Genomic DNA, 19,159 nt, shown 5'->3' with positions numbered 1-19,159 from the left:
CGTTTTCAGTTCGACTCCGATCGCACGAGGCTTTGCCATGCTCCTTCTGCAATGGCGTCGTCGGCCGACTGATCGCCCGGGCCGCCACACCGGGCTGCTCGCGGCCGCGGCGCTCCCTGCGACGGCCGCTGCGGTCCCCACGGCCGCGGCGTTCCCGTCGCCCACCGCGGTCGCCCGCGCGCTGACGCTGCCTGGGCCGGCTTCTGCTCGTGTGCGCGCTTACGGCGCCAAGCACGGCTTCCTGGACACCGTGTTCCTGGACACCGTGCAGGATCCGGCTCGCCGCAGCCGGGTGGACCGAACCGCGGGGGCGCTCACCGCCGAGACCGTCAGCACGGTCGGCGGTTAGAGCGGGGGGCCGCAGGGGCGGCGACGCACTCCTCACCTGCGTCGCCGCCCCTGCCGCGGTCCCTGCGCCGAATCGTCAGTGCCACTCCTGGTCCGGGTTGCCGTTGCAGGGCCATTGGATGGCCTGCGCGCCGACGGCTGTGCTGCCCTGCCAGATGCCCAGGCACTGGCCGGAGTTGTAGTTCACGATGTTGTAGATCGGCCAGCCGTCCGCCGTGCTCGCGCCGGTCCACTGGAAGTACCAGGTCTGGTCCGGATTGCCGTTGCAGCTCCACTGCACCGCCTTGGCGCCGGCTGCCGTGCTGCCGCCGGAAATCCCGAGGCACTTTCCGCTGTAGCGGCTGAACAGGCGCGTGTAGCCGTCCGCCTGCCAGGGCCGGAACCACCACTGGTTGTCCGCGCCGGTGTACGTCCACTGATGCACGAGCGCGCCGTCCGCGGTGCTCGGCCCGCTCACGTCGAGCATCTGGCCCGATCCGCCGTTGATCCAGGTCTCGCCGAGCTTCCCGCTGATGTCCCAGGCGCTGGAGTCGAGCGACTGGTACCAGTCCTGATAAGGCCGGGGATGGGTCGACGGCCACGGCAGGTTCGGCGCGCCATAGGTGTTCAGCACCCTGTACGTGGCGTCGAGGCAATTGTTGCCCAGACCCGTGTAGCCCGCGCTGATGTTGTTGGTGGCGGCGGTGATCGCGGCGCCTACGGCGCTCCCCGAGGTGAGTTCGCACTTGTACTCGGTGTACGGATGCGCTGGATACGGCGAGTTGCTCTGTGAGTTCATGTCGTGCGACGGGTAGTCGTACTGGAACGTGAAGTCGTCGATCATGTCGGTCCAGCTGCCCTGCGCCTTCCAGGCACCGTTGAAGCCCGGCGCGTTGATCTGGTAGGCGCCGTTCGGGTTCTCGGTCGCGCCGTAGATCCACGAGCTGCTGCCGGCCACCAGGAAGCCCCAGCCGATGTGGCCGAAGTTGTTGCCCAGCACGGTGCCGCCGTCCGGCTCCATGAAGGCGCAGACCTCCCCGGGTCCGAGCGCCTGCGCGGGGGAGGCGCCGAACAGGACGGTGCCGCCGAGCGCGAGACCGAGCGCCGCGGTCAGTCCGGCGGCGCGGGCGGTGAAACGTCGCAATCCCCTCATACACTGATCTCGAAAAGCCTTCATACGTTGCATCGTCGCGTACCCGGCCGCCGCGGTCATGTCGGACGATCGCGGGACACCGGCCTGTGGGGCGAATCCACTACAGCGCCGATGTCGGTGTTTGGCACGGCGACGGGTGCGAATCGAGCGGCGGGGAAGGCGGTCCCCGCCGCTCACGCCCCACCCCCTAGGCGGCCGCCTGGAGCGCCCGCTCGAGGAGGCGGCGCGGCTCGAATCCGGGGCTACGCACATCCTCTAGGCGTATCGGCTGCCCCGCCGCCAGCAGCCGGTACGCCAGCGCGTGGTCGTCCGGCCGGTTGACCGACTCGACCGCGGCCAGCCGCCCCCGCCGGAAGCAGAACACCGAGAAGGAGTCGCCGTCCGGATCTCCGATGGTGGCCACCGCGTCGTGACCGTCGCTTACCCCTGCGATCTGGATCCGCTGCGTGTACTGCTCGACGGACCGGCGGGACACCGCGGTCATCGGGCGGTGGTGGCCGAGCAGGTTCGCGGCGGCCACCTTTCCCGTCTCCACCGCGTTCTGCACCGACTCGAGTCTCGCGGGCGCGCCGGTGTGGATGCTGGGGTACCGGGCGCAGTCGCCGACCGCATAGATCGACGGGTCGGCGGTCCGCATGTACTCGTCGACCACGATCCCGTCGTCCAACGGCAGCCCCGCCGCGGAGGCCAGACCGGTTTCCGGCAGGACGCCGATGCCGGCGACGACCAGATCCGCGGCGTGGCGGCCCCCGTCGCTCGACACGACCTCCCGCACCCGCCCCGAGCTGTCCCCGTGGATGGCGGTGACGGTGTGTCCGAGCAGCAGCCTGACTCCGTTGCGCCGGTGGACCTCCGCCACGTGCTCGGACGTCTGACCGGTGAGCGCCCGCGCCATCACGTTCCGGCGCGACTCGACGACCGTCACCTCGCAGCCGAGGCCGCGCGCCGCCGCGGCGACTTCGAGCCCGATGAAACCCGCCCCCGCGACCACCACCCGCGAGCTGCGCGCGAGCCAGCTGCGCAGCGCCCGGGCCTCGGCCAGCGTCCGCAGCGTCAGCACCCCCGACAGGTGCGCCCCGGAAACGCGCAGCGGCCGGGGCCGTGCGCCCAGAGCGAGCACGAGCTGGTGATAGGGCAGGCGCCGGCTGGACGCCAGCTCGACATACCGGTTCTTCCGGTCGATCCGGATCGCCGGGTCACCGAGGACCAGGTAGATGCCGCTGGCGGTGTAGAAGTTGTCGCCGCGCAGGGCGAGATCGGCGGGCTCGACCACACCGGACAGGAAATGGCGGGACAACGGCGGTCGGGCATAAGGGGCGACGCCCTCACCGGCGACCAGCACCAGCGGCCCGTGGAACCCCGAGGCCCGCAGCGACGCAGCCGTCTGCAGCCCGGCGTGCCCACCGCCCACGACGACGATCGCCCCGCGCGAGGCCCGCGCCGCGACCGGTGACTCGGTGATCGCGACCGGTGAAGGTGAATACGACCTCCGAAGGGCGGTAATGGTCATAAGGGCTCTCCTCGCGCCGTACGGGCTGCCGATCCCATCCCGACCGTCGCATTAGGCTGCGGAGAACTCCTGGAATCTCAGGGGAGCGCACACGACTCGAAGGCGCGATCATCCAGCGCTGATCCACATCGTCGAGCACGGCTCGAGCGGACCCGGCCAGACTCGGCCGAACCCGTCGCCACCGGTGAGGAGCACAGCACGTGACGATCGAGGAACTGGCCCCCGCCGTCCAGGCGCTGGGGCGCGTCGAAGAGGTCGCCGACGCGGTCTTCGCTTACGTGCAACCGGACGGCGGCTGGTGCCTCAACAATGCCGGCATCATCGTCTCAGGCGGCGAATGCGCGCTCGTCGACACCGCCGCCACCGAGACCCGCGCGCTGGGCCTGAAGCAGGCCGCCGCACGCTTGTGCCCGGCGCCGCCGCGGATCGTGGTCAACACCCACTTCCACGGCGACCACTGCTTCGGTAACTACCTCTTCGCCCCCGAAGCCGTCGTCGTGGCGCACGAACTGTGCCGCACCGAGATGGCCGAGGCGGGGCTCCAGCTGACCGGCCTGTGGCCTGCGGTGCAGTGGGGCGCGATCTCGCTCGCCCTGCCCACGCTGACCTTCCGCGACCGGCTCACCCTGCACGTCGGCGACATCGAGGCGCAGCTGCTGCACTCCGGCCCGGCGCACACCACCAACGACGCGGTGGTGTGGATCCCGGACCGGCGCGTGCTCTTCGCCGGCGACCTGATCATGGCGGGGGCGACCCCGTTCGTGCCCATGGGCTCGGTATCCGGCTCGCTCGAGACCATCAGCAGGCTGCGCGAGCTCGGACCGGCCGTGGTCGTCCCCGGCCACGGCCCGGTGGGCGGGCCGGAGCTGCTCGACGCCGTCGAAGGCTACCTGCGCTGGGTGCAGCGGCTCGCCGCCGAGGGCCACGCCGCCGGGGTCGGCCCGCTCGATCTGGCCCGCACCGCGGACCTCGGCGCATACGCGGACTGGCGCGACCCCGAGCGGCTGGTGCCGAACCTGCGCCGCGCCTACGCCGAGCTGGACGGGGCGGCCCCCGGCGACCGGCTGGACATGGCGCTGGTCTTCGGCGAGATGGTCCAGTTCCACGGCGGGCTCCCGGTCTGCCACGCGTGAGCCGCCGCCCTTGAAGCCAGCTCAACCGCAGCTCCTGACCGGCTTGGCAGCCTGCGTTATGGCTCGAGCGGCCGGCGGCGGGGGCGAATCCGCGCCCGTATCGCCGTGGTCTGCGACGTATCGCTGCTTTAAAGGGGTTGGAACGGCGCCGAGTGCGCCGGGACGGCGCCCCGGGACGCCCGGTGCGGAGTGATACGCAAGCGCGCAACTTATGTTCGAGATTCTCTTGAGCCGCCCGTCCGATCCTCAGGAGCACCGACACCGATCAAGCCCGGTACGCCGCGGCTCATTCTTGTCGCACAGAGGGGGAAGCGGGATGTCCGACCACCGCAGCTTCACCGAACTGCTCGCGGAGCACGCCGTCTACCACGGCGGGCGGGACGCTCTCGTCGTCCTCGAGCACGGTCCGTGGGAGGCTGCGCCGGTCCGGGTCGACTACGCGGGACTCGACCTCGACGCCCGCGCGCTGGCGGTGTGGCTTCACGACCACGGGGCGGCCGGCGAGCGGATCCTGATCCAGCAGCCCAATCCGCTGCGCTTCGCGGTGTCCTTCCTCGCCTGCCTCTACGCCGGCGCCATCGCGATCCCCGGGCCCGACCCGGGCGGCCCGCGCAACGCGGAGCGGCGCGCGGTCGGCATCGTGCGCGACGCCGCGGTGAGCTTCGCGCTGACCGACTCGGACAACGCCGGAACGGTCAGCCGGGTCCTGGCCGTCGCGGGTTATCCCGACGTCGCGTGCGTGGCGATCGACACCGTGCTCGGCCTCGCGCAGGCGCCGGATCCGGACGAGTGGAACATGCCCGACCTGGACGCGGACACCATCGCGCTGCTCCAGTACACCTCGGGCTCCACCGGCGATCCGCGCGGCGTCGCCATCCGGCACGGCAATCTGCTGGCCAACCAGGCCGCGATCCAGCGGGCGCTGGGCACCGGCGAGGAGTCGGTGATCGGCGGCTGGCTCCCGCTGCACCACGACATGGGGCTGGTCGGCCAGCTGCTGCACCCGCTCTTCCTGGGCGCGACCAGCGTCCTGATGTCGCCGGGGGCCTTCGTGCGCCGCCCGGCCCGGTGGCTGCGGATGATCTCCGAGCACCGGATCACCGTCTCCGCGGCCCCCAACTTCGGCTACGAGCACTGCGTCCAGCGGATCGAGGACCACCAGCTCGCGGACGTCGACCTCGGCTGCTGGGAGGTCGCCGTCAACGGCGGCGAGCCGGTGCGGCCGGGCACGCTGGGCGCCTTCGCCAACCGCTTCGAGCCGTTCGGCCTGCGGCCGAACGCGCTGCGCCCCGCTTACGGCCTGGCCGAGTCCACCCTGCTGGTCGCCTGCACCGACGGGCGCCTGCCCGCCCACGTCGACGTGGACCGCGCCGGGCTCGAGCTGCGCAAGCTGCGCCGCGCGGTCCCGGGCAACCCGAGCCGCACCCTCGTCGGCTGCGGACCGGTGTACGGCGCGGAGGTGCGCATCGTCGACCCCGAGGACTTCGAGGTGCTCCCGGAGCGCAGCCTCGGCGAGATCTGGCTGCGCGGGCCCAGCGTCGCGCGCAGCTACTGGGCCCGCCCGCTCGAATCCGCCGACGCCTTCAACGCCACGACCTCCGACGGCGAGTCCGGTTTCATGCGCACTCACGACCTCGGCCTGATCGACGGGGGAGAGCTCTACATCGCGAGCCGGCTCAGCGACCTGATCAACATCGCCGGCCGCAACCTGCACCCGGACGACCTCGAGCAGGCGGTCAAGCGGGTCAGCGTGCTGTTCGGCGCCGGCGTGGCCTTCTCCGTGGAGTCCGAGCGCGACCACGTGGTGGTCGTGCAGGAAGTGCGCCAGGCCCTGGCTCGCGCCGGCGCCGACCTGGCCTCCCTCGCCGCGTCGGTCCGCGAGCGGGTGGCCGAGGAGTTCGAGGTGCGCGCCGAGGGGGTGCTGCTGGTCCGCCCGGGCACCGTGCGCCGGACCACCAGCGGCAAGCTCGAGCGCTGGACGGTGCGCCGGCTCTTCCTGACCGGCCGCCTCGACCCGCTGCACGAGCTGGTCGAACCCGAGGTGCGCCGACTGGTCCGGACCCCGGGCCGGCCGCAGCGGCCGGCCGCCGCCGCCGCCGTGAGGAGGGCTGCGTGAATCCGCATCCTTATGCCGCCTTGCCGGCTGAGCAGCGCGAGGCGGCGCTGCTCGAGTGGCTGGAACCCCGGCTCGGCCGCTATCTGGGCCGCACCGCCATCGACCCGTCCGCGTCGCTGGCCGAATACGGGCTGGACTCGCTGGCGGCACTCAATCTGTACGGCGACATCGAGGACGAATTCGAGCTGCTGGTCGACCCGACCGTGGTGCTCGAGTATCCGACCCTCGACTCCCTGGCCAAGCACCTGGCCGGCCGATTCGACGCGAGCCCGGCGCGGACCGCACGCGAACGGAGCGGGAAATGACCCAGAGCCCACCCGTGGCAGGGGTCGTCTTCGCGTTCAGCGGCCAGGGGTCGCAGTACCCGGGGATGACCGCGCGCCTCTACCTCGACCACGCCAGGTACCGGACGCACCTGGAGGCCGCGGCCGACGCGCTGCGCCCGTACACGGGAACGTCGATCATCGACCTGATCGTCGGCGGGGACGAGCGGATCCACCAGACCGGCTTCACCCAGCCGGGAGTGTTCGCCGTCGAATACGCGCTGGCCACCACCCTCATCGAGCACGGCGTGCGCCCGGCCGCGGTGGTGGGCCACAGCATCGGGGAGTTCGCCGCCGCCGTCACCGCCGGAGCGCTGAGCCTGGAGGACGCCGCGCTGCTGGTCGCCGTGCGCGGGGCGTTCATGCAGTACCTGCCGGCCGGCGGCGGCATGATGGCGGTGCGGGCCGACGCGGAGGACGTCGCCGAGCTGCTGGCGGCCGAGGAAGCCGTCGTCGTCGCGGCCTACAACGGCCCGCAGTCCATCACGCTCGCCGGCGACTTGCTCGGTCTCGACCGCGTTCGGCAGGCCTTGGCCGCGCGAAAGGTCGCGGCCCGGTCGCTCCAGGTCTCCCATGCGTTCCACTCGCCGCTGATGCGGCCGATGTTGAGGCGTTTCGCGCGCGTCCTGGAGCGCGTGCCCTCCGCGGTGCCCCGCCTGCCGTACTACTCGACCGTGCGCGGCCGGAAGCTGAGCGGCGAGGCCCTCGGCGCCGCGTACTGGGTGGAGCAGGTCACCGCGCCCGTGCGGTTCGCCCCGGCGATCGAGAACCTGCTCTCCCGGCAGCGCCCCGACGTGCTGCTCGAGGTCGGGCCCAAGCAGACGCTGACCGGCCTGCTCAAGAAGATCGTCGGCCCGGACGGTCCCGACTGCATGGCCGTGTGCCGCACCGAGGACACCGGCGACGCCGCGTTCAACGAGCTGGTGTGCAAGCTCGCGCCCGAGCGCGCGGCCGAGGACCGGATCACCCGCGCCGTGCTCGACGCGGTCACCGAGATCGTCGACGACCCGTCGGTCGAGGCGGGCCTCGACCAGGCGCTGCACGGAGACCTCGGCTTCGACTCGGTGATGTTCCTGCGGCTCAAGTTCCAGCTCGAGCAGCGGCTGCCGGAGCTCGGGCCGCTCTCGATGCCCGACATGCTCGGCAGCCTGCGCACCCCCGGCACCCTCGTCGACTATCTGCGTACGCAGCTTGACACCATGTCTGCCGTCTGATGGCCGGCCCGACCTCGACGATGGTCCCCGGCACCCCCTCGCTCGGACGGCCCATCCTGGTCCCCGGCCCCGACGGCCCCTGGGACGACGTGCGCGCGGCGCTGGCCCGGGCCGGCGCCGCGGTGGTCTACGGCAGGCTCGGCGACTGGCTGCCCGACGACCCCGACGACCCGCGGCTTCAACCGCTGATCGGGCACGACTGGGGCCGCTATCAGCGGATGGCGCACGCCAAGGTCAGAACCCGGTTCGTCGCCTCGCGGCTGATGCTCAAGCACACCGCGGCGGCCGTGCTCGAAAGCAAGCCCGAACTCATCGAGCTCGCCTACCGCCCCGGCGGCCGGCCGTACCTGCGCGGCTGCGACCAGATCGACATCAGCCTCAGCCACACCGACGAGATCATGACGGTCGGGGTCTCCCGGCGGGGGCGGATCGGCGTGGACGTGGAGCTGGCGGACCGCCAGATGGTCGGCCTTGGCACCGAATCGCAGGCCTGCACCCCCTACGAGCTGGCCATGCTGGAGGCGATGGCGGAGCACCGGCGCAACGGCGCGCTCGTGCGGCTGTGGACGCTCAAAGAGGCGTACAGCAAGGCGATCGGGCAGGGGCTGCGGTTCCGGTTCACCGAGTTCGGCTTCCGGCTCAGCGACCCCCGGGCGCAAGTGCTGCGCCCGGACGGCTCGCCCGGGACCGGCGAGGAGTGGAGCTTCGGCACCTGCGTCGTCGAGCGGCGCTACACGGTCAGCGTGGCGCTGTGCGACTCAGGGTTCGGTGAGACGTCGGACGTCGCCGCGCGTACGATGCTCGACGACGGCCTGCTCTCCGCCCTCATAGGCCTGGCCGACGCCGTGTAGCGGTGTCTGTTCTCGTGTCTGTGTTCTCTTCGCACCTCGCTGCGTCTTCATGGCGGCTGTAGATCGCACGACGGGGAAAGGCGCCCCGCCGCGCGATCTTTCGCCGCCGCCGTGGCGGGAAGCCAAGAAGGTTTAGGGGATCCAGCCGGCGTCCTGGGCGATCCGGATGGCGTCGACCCGATTGCGAGCGTTGAGCTTGGTCACCGCCGCGGTCAGGTAGTTGCGCACGGTGCCCAGCGAGAGGTAGAGCTGGCCGGCGATCTCCTCCGGATCGGCGCCGTGCGCGGCCAGCCGCAGTACCTCGCACTCGCGCTCGGTCAGCGGGTTCTCCCGCACGTCCCACGCCGCGAGCGCCAGCTGCGGGTCGATCACCCGGCGGCCGGCGGCCACGTTGCGCACCGCCTCGGCGAGCTTGTCGGGCGGGGCGTCCTTGAGGATGAAGCCCGCCACGTGCGCACTCAGCGCACGGCGCAGCGTGCCGGGGCGGCCGAGGCTGGTCAGGATCAGCGTCTTGCACGCCGGAAGCTTCTCGTGCAGCCGCGCGGCCGCCGTCAGCCCGTCGATGCCGGGAAGATCGATGTCGATGACCGCGACGTCGGGCAGGCAGCGCAGCGCGGCGGGCACGATCTCGTCGCCGGAGTCGACGTCCGCGACCACTTCCAGGTCGAGTTCCAGGTCGAGCAGCGCTTTGAGAGCGCCGCGGACCATGTTCACGTCTTCGGCGAGCAGGATCTTGAGCTGGATCACGGCGGCCTCGCCTTTCCCGCTTGCCTGCCCCATTGCGATCCGGGACTCGTGTGACCCAAGAGTAGTCGTTTGATGACTTGTACGCGGTGACGCGGCAGAACCCGGCCAACCCGGAGAGCCCGGGAATTCGATCGCGCGTAACGGATCGGTCCGCACGGCGCGGCGGATCAGGCCGCCGCGCCGCGGCCCAGCGGCGCGTGCGCGATGAGGCGGAACCAGCCCTCCGGCTCCGCTTCGGCGGTCAGCGTGCCGCCGACGGCGGCCAGCCGGATCGCGAGGTTTCCCAGGCCGCTGCCCGAGTACTCGGTCGGCTCGTCGGGCTGCTCGGGCACCCCGTCGTTGACCAGTTCGAGCACGACCGCGCCGTTCGCCTGGCGGCAGTTGATCAGGCAGGTCTGCGCCTTGCTGTGGCGCAGCACGTTGGTGACGCCCTCGCGCAGCACCGTGGCCAGGACCATGTCCAGCTGGTGGGAGAGGTTGCCGCAGGAGATCTCGACCCGCACGTCGACGTCGGCCGCGACCAGCATCGAGCGGACCATTTCCGCCTCGTCGGCCAGCCGCAGCCCGGAGCGGTAGCTGCTGGCCACCACGCGAACGTCGGCCAGCGCCTGCCGGGAGACCTCGAGGACCGAGGCCAGCTCCTCGCGGGCGCGCGCCGGATTCGTCTCGACCAGCCGGTAGGCCAGCTCGGTCTTCAGCGTGATCGAGGAGAGGCTGTAACCGAGCAGGTCGTGCAGGTCCCGGGCGAACCGCAGCCGCTCCTGGGTGACCGCCATCCGGGCCAGCTCGCTGCGTGCCCTGTGCACCTCGTCGACCAGCCCGACCAGCCGGGTCATGCCGAACATGACCAGGCCGAGCAGCATCGTGGAGACCACGTAGTAAGCGGTCCACATCACACCCACGTGGTGCACCACCCCGAAGACCAGCATGGTCGAGAGCGCGGCGCCGAACAGCAGCCAGGCCCGCGGCCGCGGGACCAGCAGCAGGAACGAGCCGGCCAGGAAACCCGCCATGCCGCCCCACTGGAAGTGGAACACGAAATAGGGCAGGTACGTCAGCACGGTCTGCGCGCTCAGGCTCAGCGTCCTGCGGCGGGCCGACCACAACCGCGCGCCCTGACTGACGTGGAGCACTTGGAGCCCGGCGGCGGCCAGCATGCACAGCAGCGCGCCGGCCTGCGAACCGCGCCCCGGATTGTCCACCGGGATGTCCAGGAACCCGATGAACAGATACGAGGCCAAAATCACCAGAAGGATGCGCCGCGCCATGCGAGGGGGCGGTACGTCCCGCTCCTGCTCGACCGGCCGCACAGTCTCATCCGGCTCTCTGGTCCGCGCCGGTTTCGCGCGCACGACGCTCACCGGGGAGGTCCCCGCTGACTTCGCGCCGGCGGGCAGACCCCCCGTATCGACGATCGCCTCGGCTCTCATGCCGCTCCTCCCCGGGCAATGAGCTCGCACTCGAACTATGGTTGGATTTGCGCTCGCGAGCAAGGGGAGCGCTTACTTTTCGTAGCGGCGGGTATACGTCTGGATTTCGGGCGTGGGCCCGTCCGGAACGTCGAGCCGGTCGCGCGGGCGGCTTTCGCCGCCGGTCAGGCGGTCGGCCGCGGGTGCTCCGACCATGAAGAGGCCGACGCTCGACTCGACCAGCCAGTCGAGGCCGAGGATGCGCGAGGACTCGTCGATCTCGCTGCCGCCGATCGCGCAGGTCGCCAGTCCCATCGCGGTGCCGACCAGGTACAGCGTCTGCATCGCCACGCCCACGTCCTTGAGGATGAGCGCGTAACTCAGTCCTGTGTACTTCCACGAGATCCGCCGGAACCGCGCGGTCATCAGGATCAGCACCGGCGGCGGCCCGTCGAGCCCCGCGGCGTACCGCGCCTGGGCGGCGAGCGAGTCCACGGCATCAGGGCTCATACATACCTCGACCAGTTCGTGCGCGGCGGAGTCGTACGCGTATACGCCGCGCTCGATGCCGGGGCAGTCGTGCACGGCAAGGTAGAACTCGAGCTCGTGCAGCGCTCCGCCGCCCGGGTAGGGCCGGTCGGCCAGGGGTGCGTGGTGCGCGTCCCCGTCCGACCTCTCCCGCGTCGCCCTGGTCCGGGCGGTCCGGAAGAGCAGCTCGCCCAGCTCCCGCGCGGTGAATCCGTCCGAGCCGAAGGTGCGGGCGGACCGGCGCGACTCCAGGACGGCCGTGAACGGGGGGTCGGCCGCGATCACTTCGGCCAGCCGGGGCTGGTGCAGCCGATGGCGCACCGCGTTCGGCGGCCACTGCTTCACCACCGGCTCCGGGCCGGACCCGGCGCCGAACGGATACGTGGCGCCGAAGTCGCCGTCGTGCCGCCCTTGCGTGCTGTGCGCGTGGAAGGCGAGGTCGACCGCCGTCCAGCCGCGCAGCGCGGGGTCTTCGTCCTCGGCGAACACCGTTCGGCCCGCCTCGGGTTCCACGTCGCCCTGCACCACGATGCCGGCGGCGACGAGATACGCGATCACGTCCTGCACCAGACCGCCGGGCAGTGGCAGGATGCGTGCCGCTTCCCGGGGGGTGCACGGCCGGGCGAGTGTGGCGACGATCCACGCCGCCTCGACGCGGTGCAGCACCACGCGGTGCAGCGACAGCGGCGACTCGACAACCGTGTCGGCGCCGTCGCTGCGCAGTGCGGCATAGGCGGACAGCCGCACCGGCAGGTCGAGCGCGACGGCCTGGGTCTGGAACCTGGCCCACCGGGCGATCGGGACCATCGACATCAGCGGGTGCTCGGTCCCGCGGGCCGCCACGGACCGCACGATGAGCGGTTGGAGCCGCTCGAGCGCGACCAGCAGGCGGGCGCGCCGGGCGGCGATTCCCGCCCGCTCGGTGCCGTCCGCCCCGGCGAGCACGTTGTCCAGCGAAACCGGTCCGAGCTGCATCCGGTACAGCAGCTTGCGGACCGGCTCGCCCGGATTGCGCACGACCAGGCTTCCCCAGCGGCCGCACAGCACGACCGAGTCGTCGGCCGCGTCGGACTCCATCAACACGTCCTCCCGCAGGGACCACAGTTCGGTCGAGCCCTGCGGGAGATATCGGGAGCTGGTCTCTGTCTGGTTCATGCGCGTTGTCCCGCTTCAGACGAACAGCGGAATCGGATTGAGGTTCTCGTACCGGGTGGCCTTTGCCAGCCGGCCGAGTGCCACCGGGACGTCGTACAGGCGGCCCGGCGCGAACCGGGCCCAGAAGTGCCGAAGGCCGGGAACGACGACCCGGACCACCGGGATGCCGATGTCGGGCCTGGTCTGGTCGAGCACCAGCAGGTCCATTTCGTGCCGCCGCGCCAGTGAGGTGCAGGCGTACACGTCGTCGCGCAGGTTCGCGCTCGGGGTGTACGGCGCGTCCGCCGGGGTGCGCGGCCGCTCGGCCGGATCCGGCCTGAGATAGGGCTCGTGCTCGATCGTCGCGGACTGCCACCACGAGCGCAGATCCGGGTCGAACGGGGACTGCTCGGTCGCCGCGCAGCCTATCGCGGTCGAGAGCAGCTGGCCCATCTCGGTGACCGCGCGGCGCAGGGCGATCCGCGGGTCGAAATGCGCGCCGAACCCGAAGATGATCTGCTCGCCGGCGGCGCCGGACTGCCGGGAGACCGCGGCGACCACCGGCACGCCCAGATCCGAGGTCAGGTCGAGGGCCCACATCTGGCGCCCGACCCGCTCGTACCCGTCGCGCAGCTCGGTGAGCCAGGGCTCGTCGAAGGCGTCGAGGTCCATCGCCGGCTGGCGGGTGCGGTTGTACCACCACAGGGCGACCGCATCCCGCTCGACCAGCTCCAGGAAGCCCTGCACGATGGCGTCCTCCAGGCTGCTTCCGGCGGCGTTCCCGTTCGAGTCGGCCGTGAACGCCGTCGTGGCGCCAGCCCGGCTCCGGTTGTAGTACAGCATCGCGGTGGGCAGCACTCGCTGCGTCTGCGAGGTCAGCGACCACACAGGTGTCCACTCGTGCCGTGCCTTCGGGTTGAAACGCTCTGCAACATAGTGGAAGCGGGAGTGCGTGGCGTTCCAGAGGCGTCGGCCTTGTAGCTGACGCTCGTGATACAGGCGGCAGCTGTCCGGGTGTATCGCGCTGTCGCCCAGTTCCTCGTAGCTGCCTTCGACGACCGGTTCGTCGCCTTGGCGGGTGGCGCTGTAACGCTCCACCGCCTCGCACAGGGCCGAGACCTCGGCGTCGACCTGGGTCACGCCCTTTCCCCCGCTCTGGTTGCGCAGTCCCGCCCGCAGATGCTCCATCGACTGCGCGTGCATCGCCAGGTTCGGCCCCGACACGTAGCAGTGCACGAAGTCGGGCGCGTACTGGTCGCGGCGCACTTCGGCCACGATCCCGGTGATCGGGCTGATCAGAGCACGGTGATTCTCCAGCATCCGCGCCGCGGGCACCGCGCGGTCGTTGTTGCCGCCGCCGGCCGCCTTGCCCCGCGACCGCACCACGACCGGCCGCAGCACCTGGTCGGCCATCAGCTTCGGATCCCCGCACCGCGGGCACTGCGGCCTGCGCGTGACGACGTGCCGCCGGCCCTGCAGGGTCAGCGTGTCGAGGGTGTACACGGTCTGCTGCTCCGCGCCGCGCACCCCGGCCATCCACTTCGCCGTCTCGAGCACCGCCAGCTGCGTCGCGACCGACCTGGCCGCGGCGATCGACGCTTCGGGAAGGCGCGCCGGATGGTCCGGCCCGAGCGCGTCCCGCAGGAACAGCTCGGCCCGCCGGTGCCCGGACAACCGCTCGGCCAGACACGACCAGCACGGCCCCCTGCCGGGCTGGAAGATCGGCCCTATCCAGGGCTCCGGGCCGCACGGCTTGGCCAGCAGCCAGGAGCGGCCGGCCGCCCGGAGCGCCGCGTCCACGGCCGCGAGCTCCGGGGCGAGGTAGTCGTCGCAGAGCACGAGGGCGAACGCGGCCGAGCCGGCGTCGTCGGGTCCGGCGAGCACTCTCAGCCCTGAGGCCTGACACGCGTCCCGGGCCTGCCCCGTACCCACACCGCCGACCGCGAGCAGCAGAACCGGTGTGCGCGAGAGGCTGCTGGCCGCCAGCGGGCCGTCGAGCCCGGCCAGGTCCCAGAAGGCCTCGTCGGCATCGGCGTGCTCGGAGACGGCCGACTCGCGCAGGGCGATCAGGTTGGCCTCCGCCAGGCAGCCGAGGATCCGGCCGACGTCCGGAGCCGGAACGGCCGGCGCCGCCTCGCGGACCACCGCCGCGAGGGTGCGCCGACCGTCCAGCAGCGGTGCGAGCACCTGGATGTGCCGGCCGTGCAGTGCCGTCACCCCGGACGGCGACAGCAGGTACGCTGCCTCGCCCGGGATGACGGCCGCGCGCAGGTGACGTTTGAACGCCGGATACCGCTCCGCCACCGGGCGTGTAGCGGTGTCCACCGACTACTCCGCGAGGCCGGCGCGACGCACCGGCACGGACACGAACTCGGCGTCGGTGCCGCAGTTCGGCAGCCCGCAGCCGAGCGCGCCCGCGGCCGCGGACCAGTCCAGCTCGTCGATGATCAATTCGAACTCCGCCACGGGCTCGAGCCGCGGCGCGTCGCCGGGGTCGGCGATCAAGAGCCCGAACTCGGCCAGGACGGCGCACGGGTCGGCGCCGTAGCGCTCGGCCAGATCCGGCTCCAGCCAGGTGCGGGCGACCAGTTCGGCGAACCGCCAGTCCAGTTCGACCGACGTCGTGCTGTTCTCGCTGTGGTTCGGCATGGTTGTCTCCCCCAGGTCCGGCGGACGTCGGCGCGAATGCGTCCGACACTTCCGGATTCTGGGCCAAGGGCGCGCGGGGCAGACAGTGCCTCGGTCACCGCACGGATGTGAGTTTTTCACTTGCGCCTTCGTGACGCGCTCACTGGGCCTGGAGTCGCCCGCCGTGCCACGCTCGAGGCGTGCTTGCCGCTGGTAACCCGGACGGCTCGGCACTGACCCGAAGGAGGCACGTGGGATGGAAGTGAACGTGCTCGGCCCTTTGGCGGTCGAGGAACAGGGAGCGTCGATCGTTCCGAGTGCGCGCAAGCCCCGCCAGGTGCTCGCGCTCCTCGCCCTTCACGCCGACAAAGTGGTCACCGTGCCGATGCTGATGGAGGAGGTCTGGGGCGACGACGTGCCGCGCAGCGCGGCGACGACGCTCCAGACGTACATCCTCCAGCTGCGCCGGCTGATCTCCGCCGCGCTCGCCGGTGACCCCGGGCGGCAGGCGAAGGATGTCCTCGTCACTCAGCACGGCGGGTACCTGCTGGAGGTGCGCCCCGGCCGCAACGACGCCGAGGAGTTCCACCGGCTGGCCGCGGCGGGCCGGCACGCGTTCGACGCGGGCCAGGACCGGCGCGCCTCGGAGCTGCTGGGGCGGGGCCTCGACCTGTGGCGCGGCCCGGCGCTGGTCGACGTTCCGGTCGGCCGGGTGGCCGAGCTCGAGGTACTCGGGCTCGAAGAGACCCGCCGCGGCGTGCTGGAGCGCCGGATCGAGGCCGACCTGCGCCTCGGACGGCACCGGGAGCTGCTCGGCGAGCTCAGGGTCCTGACGACCCGCTTCCCGCTGGACGAGAACCTCTGCATGCAGCAGATGCTGGCGCTGTACCGCTCCGGCAACGCGTGGCGGGCGCTGGAGGCCTTCCACGCCCTGCGCCGGACGCTGAACCGCGACCTCGGGCTCGAACCGTCGATGCGGGTCCAGCGCCTGCAGCAGGCGATCCTGCGCGGCGACCCCGGACTCGACGTCGGTCCCGACGCCTCGTCGTTCGACCGCGTCGTCGCCTGACCGGTTCGGCGCGCCGGCTGTCGTTCGCGGGCCTCGAGCCCATCTCCACCTCAGCTGCCTACTGTCCCCGCAACCTGCGCCTTTAACGGCGGCGACCGCCGCCCACCCGGGGCGCGTCGCAGCAAAGTTGGGAGCGCGAGATGGATGCGGCGGTTGTCGACGTGCCCACCGGCCCGGCTCTGGCCGGGGAAGAGCCGGGGCGCCCGGTACCCTCGCGGCCCGGCCTGCGGGAAACGGCGGGCGCGCTGGGGGAGCGGCATCGCGCGGCGGTGGCTGGGCCAGGTCCGGAGGCGGACGAGGCGCAGCGGCGCAAGGGCAAGCTGACCGTGCGCGACCGGCTGGAACTGCTGTTCGACGAGGGGTCGTTCACGGAGGTCGAGACCCTGCGCCGGCACCGGGCCAGCGGGTTCGGCCTCGAGCGGCGCAAGCCGGACGGCGACGGGGTCGTGACGGGCTGGGGGCGGGTGGAAGGGCGCGTGGTGTTCGCGTTCGCCCACGACTTCCGGATCTTCGGCGGGGCGCTGGGCGAGGCGCACGCCGAGAAGATCCACAAGATCATGGACATGGCCGAGTCGGTGGGGGCGCCGCTGGTCAGTCTGTGCGACGGGGCGGGGGCGCGGATCCAGGAGGGTGTCACGGCCCTGGCCGGCTACGGCGGGATCTTCCAGCGCAACACCCGCGCCTCGGGGGTGATCCCGCAGATCAGCGTGATCCTCGGGCCCTGCGCGGGCGGGGCGGCGTATTCCCCGGCGTTGACCGACTTCGTGTTCATGGTGCGCGGCACCTCGCAGATGTTCATCACCGGCCCCGACGTGGTGCAGGCGGTGACCGGCGAGAAGGTGTCGATGGACGAACTCGGCGGCGCCGACGCGCACGGTCGCGTCTCCGGCGTCGCGGCCTTCGTCTACGAGCACGAGACGGACTGCCTCCACGACGTCAAGTACCTGATCTCGATGCTGCCGTCGAACAACCGGGAACTGCCCCCGGTGCACGAGGCGCACGACCCGGCCGACCGGCGCTGCGAGGCGCTCTACGACCTGGTCCCGGTCGACCCGGCGCGGTCGTACGACGCGCGCGGGGTGATCCGGGAGATCGTGGACGACGGCGAATTCTTCGAGGTGCACGAGGGCTGGGCGCAGAACATCGTGTGCGCCTTCGCGCACCTCGGCGGGCATCTGGTCGGCGTCGTGGCGAACCAGCCCTGCGTGATGGCGGGCGCGCTCGACATCCACGCCAGCGAGAAGGGCGCTCGGTTCGTCGCGTTCTGCGACGCGTTCAACATCCCGATCGTGACGCTGGTGGACGTGCCCGGATTCCTGCCGGGGGTCGATCAGGAGCACGAGGGGATCATCCGGCACGGCGCGAAGCTGCTGTACGCGTATTGCAACGCCACCGTGCCGCGGATCTCGGTCGTGGTGCGCAAGGCTTACGGCGGCGCCTACATCGTCATGGACTCCCGCTCGATCGGCGCCGACCTGTCCTTCGCCTGGCCCGGCAATGAAATCGCGGTCATGGGCGCCGAGGGCGCGGCCAACGTCATCTTCCGCAGGGAGATCGCCGCCGCCGACGATCCCGACGCGCACCGCGCGAAGAAGATCGAAGAGTACCGCAGCGAACTGATGCACCCCTACTACGCCGCCGAGCGCGGCCTGGTCGACGACGTCATCGACCCCGCCGACACCCGCTCGGTACTCATCCGCTCACTCGCGATGCTCCGCGACAAGCACGGCGACCTGCCCAGCCGGAAGCACGGCAATCCCCCCATGTGACCGCGGCGGGCCGGGCGCCTCGCGGCCCAGCCGACCCGTCCAAGCCCGGCCGGTCTTAAGGCACAGCCGGGCAGAAGGAGATGCAGCGTGGTTTCCAGGAGTACCGAGGTCTCCCGGAGTAACGGGGTCTCGAACGGTTCCGGCGCCCGTGCGCGCGCGAGCTCGTCGCGGCTGCGGGCGGTCCCGTCCGACCCGCCCGCGGCCCGGCTGCGGTACCGGTCCATCCACGGGTACAAGAACGCGTTCCGGATGGTCGGCAAGGGCGATCCGGTGGTGCTGATCCACGGGATCGGGGACTCCTCCAAGACCTGGGCGTCGATCCTGCCCGGCCTGGCCCGGCATCACCGGGTCATCGCCCCGGACCTACTCGGCCACGGCGCCTCGGACAAGCCCCGGCACGACTACTCCGTCGGCGGCTACGCCAACGGAGTACGGGATTTGTTGTCCGTACTCGGCATCGACCGGGCCACCGTCATCGGCCACTCCCTCGGCGGCGCCGTCGCCATGCAATTCGCCTACCAATACCCTGAGCGCACCGAACGCCTGATCCTGGTCGCCACCGGCGGCGTCGGACGCCAGGTCACCCCGCTGCTGCGGGCGGCTTCGCTGCCGGGCGCCGAGTTCCTGCTCTCCGGTCTGAACCTGCCGGGCATGCGGGGCGCGATCGGGATGCTGACCCGGGGATTCCAGTCGCTCAACACCCGGCTGGGCACGGAGGCGCCCGAGGTGCTTCGGGTGATCGACGAGGCGCTGCCGGCCGGCGACGCCCGCGCCGCGTTCATCAGGACCCTGCGCTGCGCGGTGGACTGGCGCGGCCAGATGGGCACCCTGATGGACCGCACCTACCTCGCCCAGGGCATGCCGACGCTCTTGGTGTGGGGCGATCAGGACCCGATCCTGCCGGCCCGGCACGCCGGCCTGGCGCACGTGGCCATGCCCGGCAGCCGGCTGGAGATCTTCCCGCACGCGGGGCACTTCCCGTTCCACAGCGACCCGCAGCGGTTCCTGCGGCTGGTGCTGGACTTCATCGCGGAGACCGAGCCGGCCGGCTTCTCCCCCGAGCAGTGGCGGCTGCTGCTGCGCAACCGCAAGCCGCTCGCGCGCAGGCTCAAGGCCCTGCCGCCCGGGTCCGCCGAGCAGGCGCCGGTCGCGATCGCTTCGCTGGTGGCTTGATGGCCAGCTATCAAGCTGAATTGATGCGGGCGGCGCTATACCCGATCGCGGATCGGGTCGCGAGCCTGCGCCGCC

General features: G+C 71.7%; 16 protein-coding genes. 9 read left to right on the top strand and 7 right to left on the bottom strand.

All coding sequences use genetic code 11. From position 1 onward, the window contains the following. Positions 1 to 37 precede the first annotated feature (37 nt). The gene (locus VGZ32_RS10305) at positions 38 to 349 is read left to right on the top strand and encodes a hypothetical protein (protein WP_326885688.1); all 312 of its coding nucleotides are present in this window, start codon (positions 38 to 40) and stop codon (positions 347 to 349) included. 75 nt (positions 350 to 424) lie between these two features. Here the strand turns inward: VGZ32_RS10305 and VGZ32_RS10300 are convergent, their stop codons facing one another. Next, positions 425 to 1,480: an RICIN domain-containing protein gene (locus VGZ32_RS10300; RefSeq protein WP_326885687.1), complete on the bottom strand. Its 1,056-nt coding sequence runs from the start codon at positions 1,478 to 1,480 to the stop codon at positions 425 to 427. A 187-nt stretch (positions 1,481 to 1,667) separates the two neighbouring features. Beyond that, positions 1,668 to 2,990, bottom strand: coding sequence for an FAD/NAD(P)-binding oxidoreductase (locus VGZ32_RS10295; RefSeq protein WP_326885686.1), 1,323 nt, complete (start codon positions 2,988 to 2,990; stop codon positions 1,668 to 1,670). A 200-nt stretch (positions 2,991 to 3,190) separates the two neighbouring features. Here VGZ32_RS10295 and VGZ32_RS10290 point away from each other — a divergent pair, with 200 nt between their 5' ends. From VGZ32_RS10290 to VGZ32_RS10270, 5 genes are all read left to right on the top strand, one after another. Then, positions 3,191 to 4,123: an MBL fold metallo-hydrolase gene (locus VGZ32_RS10290; RefSeq protein WP_326885685.1), complete on the top strand. Its 933-nt coding sequence runs from the start codon at positions 3,191 to 3,193 to the stop codon at positions 4,121 to 4,123. Positions 4,124 to 4,439: 316 nt separating this feature from the next. Beyond that, the gene (locus tag VGZ32_RS10285) at positions 4,440 to 6,239 is read left to right on the top strand and encodes a fatty acyl-AMP ligase (protein WP_326885684.1); all 1,800 of its coding nucleotides are present in this window, start codon (positions 4,440 to 4,442) and stop codon (positions 6,237 to 6,239) included. Continuing rightward, positions 6,236 to 6,544 (top strand): acyl carrier protein, encoded by a 309-nt coding sequence (locus tag VGZ32_RS10280; protein WP_326885683.1) that lies wholly within the window; start codon positions 6,236 to 6,238, stop codon positions 6,542 to 6,544. Before VGZ32_RS10285 ends, VGZ32_RS10280 begins: the two co-directional genes overlap by 4 nt. Further along, positions 6,541 to 7,776: an acyltransferase domain-containing protein gene (locus VGZ32_RS10275; RefSeq protein WP_326885682.1), complete on the top strand. Its 1,236-nt coding sequence runs from the start codon at positions 6,541 to 6,543 to the stop codon at positions 7,774 to 7,776. The genes VGZ32_RS10280 and VGZ32_RS10275 overlap by 4 nt, the downstream gene beginning before the upstream one ends. Further along, the gene (locus VGZ32_RS10270; protein WP_326885681.1) at positions 7,776 to 8,627 is read left to right on the top strand and encodes a 4'-phosphopantetheinyl transferase family protein; all 852 of its coding nucleotides are present in this window, start codon (positions 7,776 to 7,778) and stop codon (positions 8,625 to 8,627) included. The genes VGZ32_RS10275 and VGZ32_RS10270 overlap by 1 nt, the downstream gene beginning before the upstream one ends. 132 nt (positions 8,628 to 8,759) lie before the next feature. On the opposite strand, the gene VGZ32_RS10265 is transcribed toward VGZ32_RS10270, so the two are convergent. The 5 genes from VGZ32_RS10265 to VGZ32_RS10245 form a co-directional block, all read right to left on the bottom strand. Continuing rightward, on the bottom strand, positions 8,760 to 9,407 hold the full coding sequence (locus VGZ32_RS10265; RefSeq protein ID WP_414642528.1) for a response regulator transcription factor: 648 nt from the start codon (positions 9,405 to 9,407) through the stop codon (positions 8,760 to 8,762). A gap of 134 nt (positions 9,408 to 9,541) precedes the next feature. Beyond that, positions 9,542 to 10,804 carry a sensor histidine kinase gene (locus VGZ32_RS10260; protein ID WP_326885680.1) on the bottom strand — a complete coding sequence of 421 codons (1,263 nt, stop codon included), beginning with the start codon at positions 10,802 to 10,804 and terminating at the stop codon, positions 9,542 to 9,544. 72 nt (positions 10,805 to 10,876) lie between these two features. Further along, positions 10,877 to 12,466, bottom strand: a complete 1,590-nt coding sequence (locus VGZ32_RS10255; RefSeq protein WP_326885679.1) for a SagB family peptide dehydrogenase — start codon at positions 12,464 to 12,466, stop codon at positions 10,877 to 10,879. A 15-nt stretch (positions 12,467 to 12,481) separates the two neighbouring features. Then, entirely contained in the window at positions 12,482 to 14,770 is a 2,289-nt protein-coding gene (locus VGZ32_RS10250; RefSeq protein WP_326885678.1) for a TOMM precursor leader peptide-binding protein, read from the bottom strand. 3 nt (positions 14,771 to 14,773) lie between these two features. Continuing rightward, positions 14,774 to 15,094 (bottom strand): hypothetical protein, encoded by a 321-nt coding sequence (locus VGZ32_RS10245; RefSeq protein WP_326885677.1) that lies wholly within the window; start codon positions 15,092 to 15,094, stop codon positions 14,774 to 14,776. A gap of 235 nt (positions 15,095 to 15,329) precedes the next feature. On the opposite strand from VGZ32_RS10245, the gene VGZ32_RS10240 reads away from it, so the two are divergent. The 3 genes from VGZ32_RS10240 (at position 15,330) to VGZ32_RS10230 (ending at position 19,084) form a co-directional block, all read left to right on the top strand. Then, positions 15,330 to 16,142 (top strand): AfsR/SARP family transcriptional regulator, encoded by an 813-nt coding sequence (locus VGZ32_RS10240; protein WP_326885676.1) that lies wholly within the window; start codon positions 15,330 to 15,332, stop codon positions 16,140 to 16,142. A 140-nt stretch (positions 16,143 to 16,282) separates the two neighbouring features. Beyond that, a complete protein-coding gene (locus VGZ32_RS10235; RefSeq protein ID WP_326885675.1) occupies positions 16,283 to 17,911 on the top strand; it encodes an acyl-CoA carboxylase subunit beta in 1,629 nt (542 codons plus the stop codon). A 171-nt stretch (positions 17,912 to 18,082) separates the two neighbouring features. Next, complete coding sequence (locus VGZ32_RS10230; protein ID WP_349263556.1) at positions 18,083 to 19,084, top strand: alpha/beta fold hydrolase; 1,002 nt, start codon at positions 18,083 to 18,085, stop codon at positions 19,082 to 19,084. Positions 19,085 to 19,159: the final 75 nt, after the last annotated feature.

Source organism: Actinocrinis sp., from assembly GCF_035938995.1.
Lineage (GTDB): Bacteria > Actinomycetota > Actinomycetes > Streptomycetales > Catenulisporaceae > DASZGI01.
Note: the sequence above shows the minus strand (reverse complement) of the source record. Positions and strands in the feature narration are given on the sequence as shown.